Origin of the sequence: Burkholderia sp. Ed8 (genome assembly GCF_040761425.1) — a bacterium.
Lineage (GTDB): Bacteria > Pseudomonadota > Gammaproteobacteria > Burkholderiales > Burkholderiaceae > Burkholderia > Burkholderia seminalis.
The window spans coordinates 41,795-58,071 of sequence record NZ_CP142888.1; the positions used below are offsets into that span (position 1 = coordinate 41,795).

Here is a 16,277-nt window from a genome sequence, read left to right on the forward strand (position 1 = left end):
GCCATGCCGAACAATCCCGTCATGTTGAGCGCCGAGGAGTACGAGGCGCTGATTGCCGCGAGCGCCGAACGCGATGCGCTGCGCGGTGAGCTTCGACTCGTGACGGCTCAGCGCGATCTGGCCGAGGAGAAACTGCGGGCCTACAAGCACGAACTGTTCGGCGCATCGAGCGAAGCGCGCCATGCTGACCAGCTCGGTCTGTTCAACGAAGCCGAGGCGCTGGCGACGACTACCGACGCGCCCGCGCGCGAGGATATGCCCGGCACATCGGTCGCCGCTCACACGCGCGGCAAGCGTGGGCGCAAACCACTCGATCCGAACCTGCCGCGCGAGGTCGTGCGACACGAGTTGCCCGAGTCCGAACGGTTCTGCGCGCATGATGGCCATGCTCTCGTCGAGATCGGCGTGGAAACGAGCGAACAGCTCGACGTGATTCCCGAGCAAGTGTGCGTCGTTCAGCACCAACGGGTCAAATACGCGTGCCCATGCTGCGATCTCGGTATCAAGGTCACGCCCGCACCGGCGCGTATCATCCCTCGCGGGCTGCTCACGGAATCCGCGCTGGCGTGGATCATCACCGGCAAGTACCAGTACGGCATGCCGCTGTATCGCCAGGCCACGCTGCTGCGTCGCTTCGGCGGCGCCATCTCGTCGAACACGCTGGCCGCCAGCGTAGTGCGGGTGGGGCTCGCCACGCAGCCGGTGATCAATCTGATGCGCGACGCGCTGCTCGAATCGGACCTGATCTACGGCGACGAGACAACGTTCCAGGTGCTGAAGGAGCCGGGACGAAGGCCGCAGGCGAAGAGTTACCTGTGGGCGCAGGTCAACAGCTCGGGGCCGCCTGTGCGGATGTTCTCGTACTCGCCGGGGCGCGGCGCCCAGCATGCGCAGAAGCTCTATGCCGGCGTGCAGCCTGGCACCGTGCTGATGACTGACGGGTACGAGCTCTACAACGGCATCGCCCACGATCACCAGCTCGTGCATCTCGGATGCTGGGCACACGTGCGCCGCGGCTTCATCAAGGCCGAGGAGTCGGTGCCGAAGGCGGCACGCTCGCCGGACCTACTGGCGACGCGCTTCGTCGTGCTGATCGGCAAGCTGTTCGCGGCCGAGGCGCGCAGCGCGAAGTGGAAGTCTGAACGCCGGCAGCGACTGCGTGCCCGGTACAGCGCCCGCGTGCTCACCATCATCGAGCGCATGCTGGTCGAGCATCTGCCAGGCGTCGTGCCGTCGAGTCTGCTCGGCAAGGCATTGCAGTACATGAGCGGACAGTGGCCCAAGCTGGTCCGCTACGTCGGTAACGGCAACTGGCCGATCTCGAACAACCTGTGCGAGAACGCGATCCGGCCGTTCGTCGTCGGCCGCAAGGGCTGGCTGTTCTCCGATACTGTCGCCGGCGCGCAGGCCAGTGCCAACCTGTACTCCCTCGTCGAGACGTGCAAGGCGAACGGCATCGAGCCGTATCGCTATCTGGTCTGGCTGTTCACCAGGTTGCCGCTCGCTGCAACTGCCGACGACTACGCCGATCTCATGCCTTGGAGAATGCCTGCTGCCCTCAACCACTGAGGGGCGTCGTTAAAAGACCGCGTACGCTGTACCGAATGGAGGATGTCCTTGCGCGCTCGAATATCGCGGTCAGCCGCGGCACGCTGGCGAACTGGATCATTCGCCCGGCCGAACTGCATTACACGCGGATTTACGATGCGCTCAAGCAGGTTCTGCGGAAGCAGTGGTTGATCCACGGTGACGAGACCCCGGTTCAGGTCCTCAAGGAACAGGGCCGAAAGGCGCAGGATAAGTCGTATATGTGGGTGTACCGAAGCGCCGCGGATAGCGAGCAGCCGGTCGTGCTGTTCGAGTATCAGCCGGGGCGCGGTGGGGAGTATCCGCGTGCCTTCCTCGGCGACTACGCGGGCACGCTGATGACGGACGGCTGGCGCCCCTGGCGCACGATCAAGACGGCGACGCACCTTGGATGCCTGGCTCATGCGCGCAGGCTGTTCACGGACGCGCTCAAGGGCCAGAAGAACAAGCCGAGCCCGCGCATCACGAAAGCCCTCGAGTTCTTCCAGGCGTTGTATCAGGTCGAGGCGCTGGCGAAGCAGACGCTGCCTGAAGACGAAACGCTGACCGATTACCGGTACCACCTGCGGCAGCAGCACAGCGTACCGCTGTTGACCGACTTCAAGACGTGGCTTGACGAGCTGGCGCCGAAGGTTCTGCCGCAGAGCTTGCTCGGCGAGGCGATTGGATACTGCCGTAGGCAATGGCCGTACCTGATTCGCTACGTAGACGACGGCCGTCTGCCACTCGATAACAACGTCATCGAGCGGGACATCAGGCCGTTTGCCACTGCGAGGAAATCGTGGTTGTTCAGCGACACGGTCGCCGGCGCGAAGGCCAGCGCGGTGGTCTACAGCTTGATGCTGACATGCCGCGCCTGCGGCGTCGAGCCACACGCCTGGCTGCTGCACGTGCTGGCCGAATTGCCGCAACGTGCTCCGGACGCTGACATCAGCGACCTGCTGCCGTTCAACTACGCGAAACAGCAATCTGAGGCGAGCGTGGGCTGACGCAGCGAACGCGCCTCGATCGTCGCGAGGGCGCGCACTACCGAGACCCAGACGCGGACATCGCCGGTCGACCCTGACCATCGCGATGCGGCTCTGCTCGACCGTCAGTTGCAAATGATTCTCCATTCGGTGTGCTAAATCTACCGCTTACGCCCATCGCGCGATAGTCCGTCACGATCTCGTGGCCCTCCGATGCTTGAGGCAACGCCGGCACCGCGTCGTCGCGCTCGGTGCCGCGCAGCAGATCCCGATCAGGGACTGCGGCGGCCGCCAACCAAAGCGCCGCGCGTCGATTGCCGCCAGCCAGTGAGCGAAGGGCGTTCGCGCGCGCGAGCACCTGCAGGTCATGTCGATCGAGCCGCGCGCGGCGCGCCAGGTCCGCGACGTCGACGAATGGTCGCGCAGCGCGTGCGAGCTCGATGCGGCCGGCCACGTCTTCGCGCATGCCACGCAACAGCGAGAAGCCGAGGCGCACGGGCGCCGACGTCGTCGGCCCTTCGAGCGCTGAATCCCATGTGCTCACGTTGACGTCGACGGGCAGCACCTCAACGCCGCGGCGTCGCGCGTCCTGCAGTAGCTGCGACGGCGTATAGAAGCCCATCGGCTGGCTGTTGAGCAGCGCGGCCAGAAACACGGCCGGTTCGTGGCGACGCAACCATGCGCTCGAGTAGACGAGTAGCGCGAAGCTGGCCGCGTGGCTTTCCGGGAAGCCGTAGTCGCCGAAACCCTTGATCTGCGCGAAGATCGCCTCGGCGAACTCGTGATCGTAGCCGCGCGCGAGCATGCCGCTGACCAGGCGCTCGTGATACGGCTCCAAGCCGCCCTTGCGTTTCCAGGCCGCCATCGCGCGACGCAGCTGGTCGGCCTCGCCGGCGGAGAAACCGGCCGCGAGCATCGCCACCTGCATCACCTGCTCCTGGAAGATCGGCACGCCGAGCGTGCGCTTCAGCGCCTTCTCGACGTCGGGCGACGGGTAGGTGACCGGTTCCAGCCCCTGACGCCGGCGCAGGAACGGATGGACCATGCCGCCCTGAACCGGGCCCGGCCGGACGATCGCCACTTCGATCACCAGGTCGTAGAAGCATTGCGGCCGCAGGCGCGGCAGCATCGACATCTGCGCGCGCGATTCCACCTGGAACACGCCCATGCTGTCGCCGTCGCACAGCATGTCGTAGGTCGGTTTGTCCTCGGCCGGAATGTCCTGCAACTCGAATGTCTCGCCGCGTTTCTCCGAGATCATGTCGAGCGCGCGGCGCACCATCGACAGCATGCCGAGTGCGAGCACGTCGATCTTCAGAATCCGGCGGCGTCGGCGCGGTGTGCGCCGTCTGAATCCGGGCGCGGCCGATCACAAGGTTCCGTGAATCGATCGAGATGCGCTCGATACGGCGGCCGCGTGCAGCGCGCTCGGGGGTCTGGTGATACGGGTGGCCACGTTGAATGTAGTCTTCGAGATCTGGCTCGGGGAAGACGACGTGGTGCACGTCACCCTCCGTCAATGCGACGCAGAGCATCGAGAACGGGACCCCGGTCAACTCGCGGTCTGCGAATCGATTCAGAATCGTGTCACGCGTTTGGTGATCGGCGGCCAGGTTGCCCGGTCGGCCGCTGTGATGATTGATCTGGAGGACGACTTGTGTCTGGTTGTCGGGCGATTTGATGAACCTGTATAGACAAGAAGCAATTTCGCCGTTTGCGAAATAAATGAGGTCGGTGTAGCGCGTTACGTAATCCATACGAATACTCCGATAGGAAAGACGCCAGCGAAAGTGCTGGCTTCTTCAGGCTATCGAGGCGGTTCAGAAGTCAAGCTGCGGTGTGAGCTTGCGGTGAAGGCGTGAGGGTTGCGCGAATCCTGACCACCGTCCGCTGGCTGGTGAGGCCCAGCGCTCGCATGACGTCGTCGTTGCTCTTGCCGGCAAGCAGCAAGCGCCTTGCGAACGTGTTGCGCAGGGTGCGCGGACTCATATCGGGGAGCCGAATGTCGATCGCGAGGAGTTCGTCTCGAACGATGCGGCCGAGCATCTCGTCGGTCATCGGCCCGCCTGCACGGGGGGACGGGAACAGCAGTGGGCTGTCGGCGGCCGTAGACAGGTTTCGCCATTGTGTGAGCGCCGGTATCGCGAATTCGGCTACGTTGACCCGGCGTGATTCGCGCGGGCCGCGCTTCGGAATTTGAAGGTGCGTCCGCGCGGGCGATAGGTCGAGGTCGTCGGCGGTCGCCTGCCGGATTTCCTGCGCGGTGATGCCGGTTGAGAGCAATAAGCCAACGATGGCGCGGTTCCGCAACGCGCGATCGTCGAGGCCATCAATGGCTCGGATCGACGCCTGCAGTCGATGATCGTCGGCTTCGAGCAGGTACACCGGGACGGGCTCGTCCTCCGGCCACGTCTGCGTCAAGGCATAGGCGGCCGCAGGATTGGTCTTGCGCACGCCGACGTCGACCAGGTGTCGGCCAAGCCTGTCGAGAAGCTTCTCGTAGCGCAGGCGCGTCGTGGTGCCGGGTTTGCACCGGCGCTCAAGATCAGCGAAGAACGATTCAAGGTGGTCGGGCCCGAAGGTGGCCAGCGACCTTTGCGCGGCGGCGAGGTGGCGCATGAAGCGTTCAAACATCGCTTCGTGCTGGACGATCGACCTCGGCGAGAACGCACGCCGATCAGCGCCGGCGGCTTCCGTGCGCTGCCACTGTCGATAGGCCGCGGTCGGCGCCGACAGCCAGAAAGTCGGTTCGTCCATTTGATCTTATATACTGAATACTGGGTACCCCAAGCATAACGCGAATCTACGATTCGCGTCCTTCGCCTGCAGAAGGGTGGGGCATCCCTCCATCCATTTTTCGGCGTGGGCATCGGTACGCAGCTCGTTGAGCCCACGGATTGCGTCGCTCACGCAGCTTCCTCACAGCGCTCGAACGTGGCGGCGCCCTTCAGAAGCTCGCGGACGCACTGATAGACGATCGGCAGCGATGGATCGGACTGCCCCCAGTCGATGAGACCGCTGAAATCGACGCCCGGCAGCGTCGTCGGCCCAATGCGCGGCAGTGCGCCGACGATCGGTGGATCGTTGCGGCTCTGAAAGGCCAAATCGGAGAATGCCTGCTCTTCGATCTCGAGCAATAGTGGCCAGCTCAAGGCGTGAGCAAGGCCGGCGCTGATATAGCGAGCTGCGAGCGACGTCGCAATGCGTCGCAGATCTTGCGTTGCGGACTCGAGCGCATACCCGTACCGAATCGGATCGAGCTCGGCATCGTGGCAATCAACAGTCGGGGCGAGGTTCATAGTAATCGGCGAGACAAGGGACCAGCGGCCAGCCACTCGGTAGATCGCGAGTGGCGGCTGCGCCTGGCACACTGTAAATGTATCCAGTGTTCTGCGGGAGTTCAAGACTGGGTGGCGCTTTGCTGGATTTCGAAGGGCGTGCGGTCCTTGCCGTCAATCCATGCCGGCGGGCGGCCCCGATAGGCTGTTAAAAGGATGCTTTGTCTCGATATGCGTTGTCATGGTCCGTCCGAAGAAGTATCAATGCAGGGGAAATTCTTTAGCCTGATTGACACGGTGCGCATAAACGAGAGCTGCATTGGACGGACGAACGGCCATGTTCAGGCGGCAGCCGTTCGCACTGGTGCGCGTACGGGCAGTTCTGTTGATCCTGACGAATCGCGATTCGGAAAGTGCAAACGGAACAGGCCTCCTGTGACGCTATGGCAGGCGGAAGCAGCGCTAATGTCACGCCGTGATGCGGCGAGGCGCATGGGCGCCAATGGGCGGCCTGATGGCGACTCAACGCGATATGTGCGTGTGCTTAGCCGGTGCCGGAGATGCGCATCAACCGACGTACGTCCGTTCAGAAATTGACTTGGATCGACTGCCGTCCTAGCACCCAGTTGCAGCAGCAAGTTGCCGCTTGCGACCCATTCCGTAAATCCGGTCGCTCAGCGTGGCCAGTCTCGGCATTGCGAAGTAGGCACGCTTCTTCGGGTTGTCGCCGAGATAATCTTAAAGTTGTGAAAGCGCGGCTCTAGCACTGAGAGGCTCGTCAACGGATGCTGAAAATCCTCGGCAATTTGTCGCACGCTCAGCAGCCTGCTGATTTCGCGGAAATACTGGATAACTTCAAACATTCGATCGATTCTTGATGACTGTCGATTCCACGCGTGCGGCCCGATGCGCTCACTGTGTGGGAGGCGCGATGATAGAATGCATGCAGCAAGTACGCGCTTAGTTGTCGATGCCGGAGGGCGTGTGTGCTTGTCCCGGAGTTGCTATCCCGATGGCCTTTAGACTAGCATGCTGTCGCATTTGCGAACCGGCTGCTTGCTGCTCAACATGAAATCTGTACCCGACACGAACGACATTGCGCTTGCAAAGGATGATCTGCCGCAGGTGGCCTTTCCCGGGCTGCTCAAGCGCATCCGAACGGTCCAGAAGGGGGCGCTGAAGCGGCCTCAAGGCCGGCCGACGGCGGAGCAGGCCGATCATCTGCGCGACACGATGATCCATACCGCACTGCATGAGTTCATGACGCGTGGCTTCGAAGGAGCAAGTCTAGAAGCCATTGCTCGAGAGGCCAAGGTCGGCAAGGTCACGATCTATCGACAGTTCGGCACCAAGGAGGCTCTGTTTCGAGAAGTGCTTGGCTTCGCTCGCCACAGTCTTCGGGAGCAGCTGACGGCCTCCATCGTCGAGGGAACGCCGAGACAGGTGCTCCGTAATGTGATTGGGCGACTCGTCGAGGTGGTGTCGCACCCCGATTTCGTGGCGGTGCTGCGATTGACGATCGCTGAGGCGCCGCGCTTTCCGGACTTGGCTGCGGCAGCCTCGAAGAACAGCGACTTTGCGCTCACGGGGTTGGTCGAGTACCTAGATCGCCTGCGCGCTGACGGGGTCATCTTCATCGAAGATCCGCACGTGGCGGCCTCCCAATTGGCCGAGTTGGCCACGGGTGGAGTACGCACGCTGGTGAGGCCCCGCCCGACGCGCGCGGAGCGCAAGCGGACCGTTGATGCGGTATACACCACGTTGGCGCGCGCTTGGGGGCTTGAACAGCTGCCGGCACCCGTCAAGTCGGCTCAGGCGGATCAATCGCGCTGAACAGGCTTTGAGCGAGCCGGCGGGGCCCGGCGTTCGCCTGCAGGTAGCGTTTCTACACTTCATACCGGCGGCTCGGCCCGCTGCGGCCGGTCCTCTCTCGTGGCGGTTGCTCCTCCACTGCGTTTTCCGCGCCCACCTTATCTCGCCTGTGGTCACGACGTGGCGCTTTGCCACGCCGTGACCTTGCCGTGGGTTTCTCTCAAGCGTTAACCAACACCGAACCGTCGATCAGCGTAAACACCGCTTTTAATGTTACGGGATCGTATGTATATTTTGCGTACTGAAAGTCGGAACAAAAATTACACGGCTGTGTACATTCAATTCGTCTAGATGGTGGACATGGAAGCCAGTATTCAGAATCGCTCTCTGATCCAGCCTGATCAGGAGTTCGAACAGTTCCTGCGCGAGGGACGTTTCATGCTGCAGCGCTCGACGTCGTCGGGTGCGTACGTGTTCTATCCGCGTGTGGCAGCGCCAGGCGCTGGCACGCTGGACCTGCAGTGGGTGCTTGTCAGCGGGTGCGGTACGGTGTACGCCACCACGGTAGTGAGGCCCAAGCCGCCCCAGGCCGCCTACAACGTGGCGCTGGTCGACCTCGATGAGGGTCCTCGCATGATGAGCCGCGTTGAATCGGTGCCGCCCGAGGCCGTGCACATTGGCATGCGGGTGCAGGCCCGCATCGCCACGCCGAACGAGCAAGCGCCCTGCATCATCTTCTACCCGTTGTTCGAGTGATGTGCCACCGGGAAATTTCTTTGAACTCAGACTGGACCTGATCAACTGGAGCGATGTGCATGACGCAAAACCTGATGTCCCTTGCGGGGCGAACCATCCTCATCACCGGTGCCGCGCAAGGCATCGGCCGCGCGCTGACCGATCTGGTCATTGAACTGGGTGGTCAGGTTGCCGGTGTGGACCTGAACGACAAAGGGCTGCAGGAGGTGGCTGACGTGCACGGGTCCCGCTTCCTGCCGGTCGTCGGCAGCGTGACCGACCCGGAATTCGCAGATGAAGCGGTGAGGCGCGCGGTGGAAGCTTTCGGTGGCCTGTACGGACTGGTCAACAACGCGGGCATCACACGTCCCGCCATGATCGACAAGATGACCGCGGCACAGTGGCAGCAGGTCATCGACGTGCACCTCAACGGCTCCTTCTACTTCACGCAGGCATGTGGCCGCCATTGGCTGGCGCGCGCGAAGGCCGGCGAAGCGTCGCCGGGCGTGCTGGTCAATGTGTCGTCGGATGCCGGCCGTCGTGGCAGCCTTGGCCAGATCAATTACGCCGCTGCCAAGTCCGGCATGTTTGGCATGACGATGACCGCTGCGCGCGAGTGGGCCAAGTTCGGTATCCGTGCGAATGCGGTGTGCTTTGGCGTCGTGGAAACTGCGATGACCGAGACGGTTCGCAATGACGAGCGGTTTCGCGACAACTACCTGGCTCAGATCCCGCTGGGCCGCTGGGCCACGCCGAGAGAGGTGTCGCAGCCGGTGTGCTTCCTGCTGTCCGACGCGGCTTCGTACGTGACGGGGCAGGTGCTGTCGGTCAGCGGCGGATTCACGATCACCGTATGAACACCGCCATGGACGACGTATCCTTGATGCTCGGTCGGAGTGCGGCCGATTGGCTTGCGGGGCGCTCTGCTTCTGCTCGGCCGCGCGGCGCGCTCGGCACGGTGCGCCCGGTGAACCGGGCGCTGCGCCGCGAGTTCGCCGAGCTCGGCTGGATCGGTCTGGCACTGCCCGAGTCGATGGGGGGCGTGGGCCTCGGGTTGCGCGAAGCCCTGGTGCTCTGCGAAGCCTTCGGTCGCCATGCCTTTCCGGAGCCCTACATCGCGACGGTGGTGATGCCTGAGGCCGTGCTGGCATCTGCTAGCGACCACCCGCGCATCAATGATCTGGTTCAATTGCAGACCGGGGGCGAGCGCTGGCTGACGCTGGCTTGGCAGGAACAGACTGGAGACTTCAGTTCACACCGCCCGCAAACCCGCTTGGAAGGCTTGCAGCTCACCGGTGCCAAGTGCTTTGTGCCGGCAGTGGAGTCGGACACGGTGCTGTTGGTTAGTGCCACGCATGCAGGCAAGACGGTGCTGGTGGCGGTCGACGCCTGTGCGCCCGGCGTGACCCTCGAGCCGGTGGCGGCCGGCGATGGGGTGAGCCTCGCACGGGTGCGGTTCGAGGCGGCGCCTGTGTCTCCCGATGCCGTGCTGCTGCGTGGCCTTGCCGCGGAGGGGGCGCTCATGCGTGCGGTCACGTCCGGTACGTTGGCATCGGCAGCCCATCTTGCCGGTCTGGCCAATGCCTGCGTGGAGAAGACAGTGAACTACGTCAATGGGCGACGCCAGTTCGACAGGCTTATCGGCAGCTTCCAGACCGTGCAACACCGGCTAGTTGACCTGTACACCGCCAACCGCCTTGCCGGTGCCAGCTGGCGCCATGCACTGCACACGTTTGGCGCCGGGGCGGATCTCGAACCTGCGCGTCTGGCCATCAGTGCTGCCAAGGCACGCTGCGCTGACGCGGCGGTGGAGGCCGGCCGTGTGGCCGTGCAGTTGCATGGGGCGATGGGCTTCACCGAAGAAGCCGACATTGGCCTGTACTTGCGCGCAGCGTTGTTCCACGCGGCATGGCTGGGCAATGCGACCCAGCACCGCCGCCGTTTTGTCGCCGGCCTGGCACCGGAGGCGCTCGTTGATGTCTGACGCTATGAATCCTTCTGATCTTCACGCGCTCAGCGACGCGGAGTTTCGTCTGCGGCTGCGAGACTGGCTCACTGAGCATTACCCGCCTAACTGGCGACAGGACACGCTGCGTCCGTTCCGGCGCCTGCGCGGCGCCGAGGCGGTCCAGTGGCTGCGCTTGTTGCACGAACATGGCTGGCGCGCGCCCGCATGGCAACGCGAACACGGTGGCATGGGCTTGTCGTTTGCGCGGCAACGCATTTATCACGAGGAGTTCGAGCGTGCGTGTGTCGCGCGCGTGGTCGACCTCGGCGAAACACAGCTCGGTCCCACGCTGGCCCAACTGGGTACCGCCGAGCAGAAGGCCTACTACCTGCCGCGCATCCTGTCCTGTGAGCACGTCTGGTGTCAGGGCTACTCGGAGCCGAATGCTGGCTCCGACCTGGCTTCTTTGAAGACGCGTGCCACGCTCGATGCTTCCGCTGAACACTTCGTCGTCAATGGCCAGAAGATCTGGACCACGCAGGCCAACGAAGCCACACACATCTTCGCTTTGGTGCGCACCGGCAACTTGGGCAAGAAACAGCTGGGCATCTCGTTCCTGCTGATCGACCTGAAGACCCCCGGTATCACGATCCGGCCTATCGTCAACCTGGCTGGTGAGGACGAATTCTGCGAAGTCTTCTTCGACGATGTCCGCGTACCGGTGGCCAACCTGGTCGGTGAACTTCACCAGGGCTGGACCGTGGCCAAGACCCTGCTGGGCCATGAGCGTATCTGGATCGGCAGTCCGGCGCTGGCCGGCCGAGCGCTGGGCCTGACTGCGCACTTGCTGCGCGAGACCGGTGCGCATGCCGATGCCGGTCTGATGGACCGCTATGCGCAGCTTGCAGCAGACCTGCACGACTACCGGCTGCTGTACGCAGAGATGTGCGATGCGGTCGAGGACGGGCACGCACCGGGTCCCGATGCATCGGTTCTGAAAATATTTGTCTCGGAACTGCTGCAACGCATCACTGCATTCAACGCGGAGCTTGGCAGTGAGCATGCCGGGCTTGTCGGCCGTTCGCAGGTGGGCAGCACGGCGGTGGACCTGCACTGGCAGGCCATGATGGCGTTGCCACCGACCATCTTTGCTGGCGCCAACGAGATTCAGCGGAACATCTTGGCCAAGTCCGTGCTGGGTCTGGCGGCGGAGGGTTCGGCATGACGAGGCAGGGAGCTCTCCACGGGATTCGCGTGCTGGATATGACACGTGTGATCGCAGGCCCATACGCAGCGCAAATCCTGGGCGACCTAGGGGCCGAGGTCGTCAAGGTGGAACGCCCGGGCGAAGGCGATGACGTACGCCATGTCGGTCCTCCATGGATGAAGGACGAAGACGGACACGACACAGAGACTTCCACGTATTACCAGACAGCCAATCGCAACAAGCGTTCGATCACCATTGATTTCCACCAGCCCGAAGGGCGGCAGCTCATCCGCGACATGGCGGCGCAAGCCGATGTGCTGATCGAGAACTACCGCACCGGCACGCTGGCGCGTCAGGGCCTCGGATACGAGGAGTTGAAGGCGCTGAATCCGCGGTTGATCTATTGCTCGGTCACCGGCTTCGGCCAGACGGGACCGTATGCGGGACGCTCCGGCTACGACTACATTGCCCAGGCGATGGCCGGGCTGATGTCCGTCACGGGCGCACGTGACGGCCAGCCCGGCGCGGGGCCCACCCGGGTGGGGGTGCCCGTTGCGGATGCCAGCGCGGGGCTGTACGCCACCATCGGGGTGCTGGCGGCACTTCATCATCGCGATACGCACGGGGTCGGGCAGTACATCGACATCAGTCTGCTGGATGCACAGTTGTCGATCATGCTGAACGCCTTCTCTGCTTGGTTCAACGCCGGGGTCGAACTCGGCCGGACCGGCAACGATCATCCCAGCGCCGCTCCGTACGGCTTGTACGAGGCCAGCGATGGTTTGCTGCTGATTGCCACCTTCAATGACCGAGAGTTTGCACGGCTGGCGCGGCTGGTGGGGCGGCCCGAGTGGACGGAAGATTCCCGTTTTGCGCGTAACCGCGAGCGTGTGGCCCATCGAGCCGAGCTCGCGGCGGCCCTCGGTGACGTGTTGCGGCAACGCACCCGCGCCGAATGGGACGAACTGCTCAACGCTGGCCAGGTGTCCTGTGGCCCGGTCAATGCCATGCCGGACTTGGCGCGTGATCGCCACGTGATCGCGCGCGAGCTGGTCGTCGAGTTGCAGCATCCGGTTCATGGGCGCAGTGCCAGCGCGGCCAGTCCGATGCGATTGTCCGAGTCACCCGTGTCGTACCGGCTGGCACCGCCGGCGATGGGCGAGCACACCAGCGAGGTGCTGCGGGAGTGGCTTCAGTTGGACGATGACGTGATCGCCGCCTTGCGGCGCAAGCAGGTGGTTTGACATCAGCAGGCTCTTCGCCGGACCGACATGACTTCACCTTTTTGTTTCGATCCTTTGGACTTGCCACCGGCCTGCGCACCGTTGCGCCGTGAGGTGCGGGCCTTTCTTGCCGACGTCGTGCCTACGTGGTCGGGCTGGGACGTCGGTCATTCATGGACGGCTTTCGACCGCGACTTCACACGTGAGGTGGCTCGACGGGGCTGGATCGGCATGATCTGGCCCAAACGCTATGGCGGCCATGAGCGCAGCGCGATGGAGCGCTACGTGGTGATGGAGGAACTGCTGGCCGCCGGTAGCCCTGTGGGCGCCCATTGGGTGGCCGATCGGCAAAGTGGTCCCTTGTTGCTGAAGGTTGGCAGCGAGGCGCAGCGCCAGCGGTTCCTTCCGATGATCGTGCGCGGCGAGGCCGCGTTCTGCGTTGGCTTGTCGGAGCCGGACGCCGGCTCGGACCTGGCTTCGTTGCGCTCACGCGCCACCAAGGTCGATGGCGGGTGGCGTCTGAATGGGCGCAAGGTGTGGACCACGTATGCGCAGCAGTGCGATTTCATGATCGGACTGTTCCGCACGGGTAGCGCCGACAAGACCAAACACGATGGGCTGTCGCAGTTCCTGATCGATCTCCGGTCGTCCGGCCTGTCGATCCATCCTATCCGCGACCTGACCGGCGAGGCGCACTTCAACGAAGTGGTGTTCGACGATGTGTTCGTGGCCGACAATCTGCTGGTTGGACAGGAGAACGAAGGTTGGCGCCAGGTGAACAGCGAGCTGGCCTATGAGCGCAGCGGGCCGGACCGCTACCTGTCGTCCTTCCCGTTGTTGCCGCTGGTGATCGACGCGATCAAGGCTACGCTGCCGCCGGGACAGGACGCCGATCGCTTGGCCACGCGCCGGGTGGGCACCGCGGTGGCCGAGATGACGGTGCTGCGTGAGATGTCGTTGTCCATCCTCGGTCAGCTGGCGCAGGGCGGCATGCCGGCACAGGAAGCGGCCGTCACCAAACTGCTGGGCACCGCCTTCGAGCAACGCTTGTCCGTGCTGATGCGCGAGTTGTGCGATGGCCCGGCAGTGCATGCGGATGACGTGCGCTTGGCGTCGATGGCGAGTTACCTGACGCAGGCGGCCCCCACGTTTTCGTTGCGCGGCGGGACCAACGAGATTATGCGTGGCATCGTGGCCCGCGGGCTGGGGGTGCGATGAACGACCAACGAGACATCGGGGTGCTGCTGGCTGAGCAGCTGGAGCGCCTGTTCACACGTCAGGTCGATCCTGCCTTGATGGTGGCAGTGGAGCGCGGTGAGCCGGCGGATGCCCTGTGGCAAGAGATCGAAGCTCAGGGGACTGTGCTGGCGTTGGCCGACCCGGCGGCGGGCGGTGCGGGGCTCGACTGGGTGACCTGCCGCGCCGCGCTGGCTACGACTGGCCACCATGCGGCGCCCGTGCCGCTGGGCGAGACGATGGTGGCCGCCTGGGCCTGTGCCGCTGCTGGTATTGAACCTCCGGCCGGCCCGCTGGCGGTATTCACCAGCGTTCTGACGTTGGATGCGCAGAACCGGCTGACGGGCAGTGAAGGATGGCTGCCCTGGGCCTGCGTGGGGAGCACCAGCGTGGCAGTGGGTGAGCGGGACGGACGGCGCTGGCTGGTGCTGCTGGCGCTCGATGAGGGCGATCTTACCCCGCTGGACAGCGTGGCCCGTATGCCGGGTGCGCGCGCGGTATTGCGAGGCAAGTCCGCCGAGCATCTGGTACCGGCACCGCCTTGTATTGGGCCGCTGGGGTTGCTGCCTGCGATGGGGGTGCTGCGGTCGATACAGATGGCCGCGGCGCTGGACCGGGTGCTGGCCATGACACTGGAGTACGCCAATACGCGCCAGCAGTTTGGCAAGCCCATTGGTCGATTCCAGGCCGTGCAGCACCTGTTGGCGGATCTGGCTGGTCAGGCCGCCGCTGCGCAGGTGGCTGCGCTGTATGGGTGCCGTCAGTTCGATGCGAAGGCCGCAGTGGGCGATCGCGGCGCGGCCGTCGCGAAGATTGTCACTTCACGTGCTGCGGGCATCGGGGCGGCGGCCGCGCATCAGGTCTTCGGGGCCATCGGCGTCACGGACGAACACCCCTTGCACCACTTCACGCGTCGGCTGTGGCAATGGCGCTCGGAGGCCGGCAGCGAGCATTTCTGGGCCGAGCAGCTTGGCCGTCCGTTGATCGCTGTCGGTGGTGCGGCGCTGTGGCCGTCCATAGCGGACTGAGTCAGCAGGCCCATGCTGAAGTGATTTTGACCCCGAACACGCAAAATTCCAAAGAGGCATCTCTGATGCGCGAAGCTGTCATCGTCTCCACCGCCCGCACGCCGATCTGTAAGGCCGGGCGAGGGGGCTCAATTTCACCAAGTCGCCGACGATGGCGGCGCATGCCATCCGTGCCGCGGTGGTGCGTGCCGGGATCGAAGGGGCCGAGGTCGAGGACGTGGTCATCGGGGCGGCGCTGACCGCCGGCACCTCCGGTCGCAATCTTGGACGCGCAGGCGCACTAGCTGCCGGGCTGGGCGTGGGCGCCTCCGGGCAGACCATCGACCGTCAGTGTGCATCGGGCCTGATGGCGATCGCCACCGCGGCCAAGCAGATCATCGTCGATGGTATGGACGTGGTCATCGGCGGTGGCGCGGAGAACGTCACCGCGTTGACGCCGTCCTATGTCGAAGCGGCGGTGAAGGAGCGTGACGAGGCGCTGATTGCGCTCGTGCCGCATGCCTACATGCCGATGTTGCAGACCGCCGAGCACGTCGCACGCACCTATGGCATCAGCCGTGAGGTGCAGGACGAGTTCTCCCTGGTGTCGCAGCAGCGCACGGCGGCCGCGCAGGCTTCGGGCCGGTTCGATGCGGAAATCGCGCCGATGGCCGCGACGATGCTGCTCACCGACAGGGCCACCGGCGCCGTGAGCCGTCGTGACGTGCACCTGACCACGGATGAAGGACCGCGTGCCAGCACGACTTATGAAGGTCTGAGTCAATTGAAGCCAGTCCTGGAGGGTGGCACGATCACGGCCGGCAACGCCAGCCAGTTGTCCGATGGCGCTTCGGCCTGTGTGTTGATGGAGGCGAGTCTGGCCGCACGGCGTGGCCTGCATCCGTTAGGCGTCTACCGGGGCATGGCGGTGGCTGGTCTGGCACCGGAAGAAATGGGGATCGGCCCGGTGCTGGCGGTGCCTCGCCTGCTCGCACGGCACGGACTCAAGGTCCAGGACATCGGGCTGTGGGAGCTGAACGAGGCGTTTGCCTGCCAGGCGCTGTACTGCCGCGACAAGCTCGGCATTGACCCGGCGCTGTTCAATGTCAACGGGGGGGCTATTGCAATGGGCCATCCGTTTGGCATGAGCGGTTCGCGCATGACCGGCCACGCGCTGATCGAAGGGCGCCGCCGAGGGGCGCGCTATGTAGTCGTCACCATGTGTGTGGGCGGCGGCATGGGCGCGGCAGCGCTGTTCGAGGTTTACTGAGGGTCG

The 16,277-nt window shown here is 64.3% G+C and carries 11 protein-coding genes and 3 pseudogenes; 11 read left to right on the plus strand and 3 right to left on the minus strand.

Translation table 11 applies throughout. The features are described from left to right. The first annotated feature begins 3 nt into the window (after nt 1–3). Together VXM69_RS33065 and VXM69_RS33070 are read left to right on the plus strand one after the other, a co-directional pair. Nucleotides 4–1,569, plus strand: a complete 1,566-nt coding sequence (locus VXM69_RS33065) for an IS66 family transposase (RefSeq protein ID WP_175907236.1) — start codon at nt 4–6, stop codon at nt 1,567–1,569. A gap of 53 nt (nt 1,570–1,622) precedes the next feature. Next, a pseudogene (locus VXM69_RS33070) lies at nt 1,623–2,576 on the plus strand (IS66 family transposase); the annotation flags it as partial. Between the two features lie 139 nt (nt 2,577–2,715). Here VXM69_RS33070 and VXM69_RS33075 read toward each other — a convergent pair. From VXM69_RS33075 to VXM69_RS33085, 3 genes and pseudogenes are all read right to left on the minus strand, one after another. Then, a pseudogene (locus tag VXM69_RS33075) lies at nt 2,716–3,876 on the minus strand (error-prone DNA polymerase); the annotation flags it as partial. A 506-nt stretch (nt 3,877–4,382) separates the two neighbouring features. Next, entirely contained in the window at nt 4,383–5,312 is a 930-nt protein-coding gene (locus VXM69_RS33080) for a tyrosine-type recombinase/integrase (protein WP_367190409.1), read from the minus strand. 149 nt (nt 5,313–5,461) lie between these two features. Next, complete coding sequence (locus VXM69_RS33085) at nt 5,462–5,854, minus strand: DUF2471 family protein (protein WP_175907803.1); 393 nt, start codon at nt 5,852–5,854, stop codon at nt 5,462–5,464. 1,008 nt (nt 5,855–6,862) lie between these two features. Here VXM69_RS33085 and VXM69_RS33090 point away from each other — a divergent pair. From VXM69_RS33090 to VXM69_RS33130, 9 genes and pseudogenes are all read left to right on the plus strand, one after another. Beyond that, nucleotides 6,863–7,666: a TetR/AcrR family transcriptional regulator gene (locus VXM69_RS33090; RefSeq protein WP_367190410.1), complete on the plus strand. Its 804-nt coding sequence runs from the start codon at nt 6,863–6,865 to the stop codon at nt 7,664–7,666. A 339-nt stretch (nt 7,667–8,005) separates the two neighbouring features. Further along, on the plus strand, nt 8,006–8,401 hold the full coding sequence (locus tag VXM69_RS33095) for an OB-fold domain-containing protein (protein ID WP_175907799.1): 396 nt from the start codon (nt 8,006–8,008) through the stop codon (nt 8,399–8,401). A gap of 59 nt (nt 8,402–8,460) precedes the next feature. Then, nucleotides 8,461–9,237 carry an SDR family NAD(P)-dependent oxidoreductase gene (locus VXM69_RS33100; RefSeq protein ID WP_175907791.1) on the plus strand — a complete coding sequence of 259 codons (777 nt, stop codon included), beginning with the start codon at nt 8,461–8,463 and terminating at the stop codon, nt 9,235–9,237. After that, nucleotides 9,234–10,364 (plus strand): acyl-CoA dehydrogenase family protein, encoded by a 1,131-nt coding sequence (locus VXM69_RS33105; RefSeq protein WP_175907789.1) that lies wholly within the window; start codon nt 9,234–9,236, stop codon nt 10,362–10,364. The genes VXM69_RS33100 and VXM69_RS33105 overlap by 4 nt, the downstream gene beginning before the upstream one ends. Then, nucleotides 10,357–11,553 carry an acyl-CoA dehydrogenase family protein gene (locus tag VXM69_RS33110; protein WP_175907787.1) on the plus strand — a complete coding sequence of 399 codons (1,197 nt, stop codon included), beginning with the start codon at nt 10,357–10,359 and terminating at the stop codon, nt 11,551–11,553. The genes VXM69_RS33105 and VXM69_RS33110 overlap by 8 nt, the downstream gene beginning before the upstream one ends. Then, nucleotides 11,550–12,779, plus strand: a complete 1,230-nt coding sequence (locus VXM69_RS33115) for a CaiB/BaiF CoA-transferase family protein (protein ID WP_175907784.1) — start codon at nt 11,550–11,552, stop codon at nt 12,777–12,779. The genes VXM69_RS33110 and VXM69_RS33115 overlap by 4 nt, the downstream gene beginning before the upstream one ends. A 27-nt stretch (nt 12,780–12,806) precedes the next feature. Further along, nucleotides 12,807–13,976, plus strand: coding sequence for an acyl-CoA dehydrogenase family protein (locus VXM69_RS33120; protein WP_175907782.1), 1,170 nt, complete (start codon nt 12,807–12,809; stop codon nt 13,974–13,976). After that, nucleotides 13,973–15,022: an acyl-CoA dehydrogenase family protein gene (locus VXM69_RS33125; RefSeq protein WP_175907780.1), complete on the plus strand. Its 1,050-nt coding sequence runs from the start codon at nt 13,973–13,975 to the stop codon at nt 15,020–15,022. The genes VXM69_RS33120 and VXM69_RS33125 overlap by 4 nt, the downstream gene beginning before the upstream one ends. 65 nt (nt 15,023–15,087) lie before the next feature. After that, nucleotides 15,088–16,271, plus strand: a pseudogene (locus VXM69_RS33130) (acetyl-CoA C-acyltransferase). Nucleotides 16,272–16,277: the final 6 nt, after the last annotated feature.

Coding starts and splice junctions, on each gene's coding strand:
- VXM69_RS33065 (WP_175907236.1), top strand. CDS start 4: ATGCCGAACAATCCCGTCATGTTGAGCGCCGAGGAGTACGAGGCGCTG.
- VXM69_RS33080 (WP_367190409.1), bottom strand. CDS start 5,312: ATGGACGAACCGACTTTCTGGCTGTCGGCGCCGACCGCGGCCTATCGA.
- VXM69_RS33085 (WP_175907803.1), bottom strand. CDS start 5,854: ATGAACCTCGCCCCGACTGTTGATTGCCACGATGCCGAGCTCGATCCG.
- VXM69_RS33090 (WP_367190410.1), top strand. CDS start 6,863: ATGCTGTCGCATTTGCGAACCGGCTGCTTGCTGCTCAACATGAAATCT.
- VXM69_RS33095 (WP_175907799.1), top strand. CDS start 8,006: ATGGAAGCCAGTATTCAGAATCGCTCTCTGATCCAGCCTGATCAGGAG.
- VXM69_RS33100 (WP_175907791.1), top strand. CDS start 8,461: ATGACGCAAAACCTGATGTCCCTTGCGGGGCGAACCATCCTCATCACC.
- VXM69_RS33105 (WP_175907789.1), top strand. CDS start 9,234: ATGAACACCGCCATGGACGACGTATCCTTGATGCTCGGTCGGAGTGCG.
- VXM69_RS33110 (WP_175907787.1), top strand. CDS start 10,357: ATGTCTGACGCTATGAATCCTTCTGATCTTCACGCGCTCAGCGACGCG.
- VXM69_RS33115 (WP_175907784.1), top strand. CDS start 11,550: ATGACGAGGCAGGGAGCTCTCCACGGGATTCGCGTGCTGGATATGACA.
- VXM69_RS33120 (WP_175907782.1), top strand. CDS start 12,807: ATGACTTCACCTTTTTGTTTCGATCCTTTGGACTTGCCACCGGCCTGC.
- VXM69_RS33125 (WP_175907780.1), top strand. CDS start 13,973: ATGAACGACCAACGAGACATCGGGGTGCTGCTGGCTGAGCAGCTGGAG.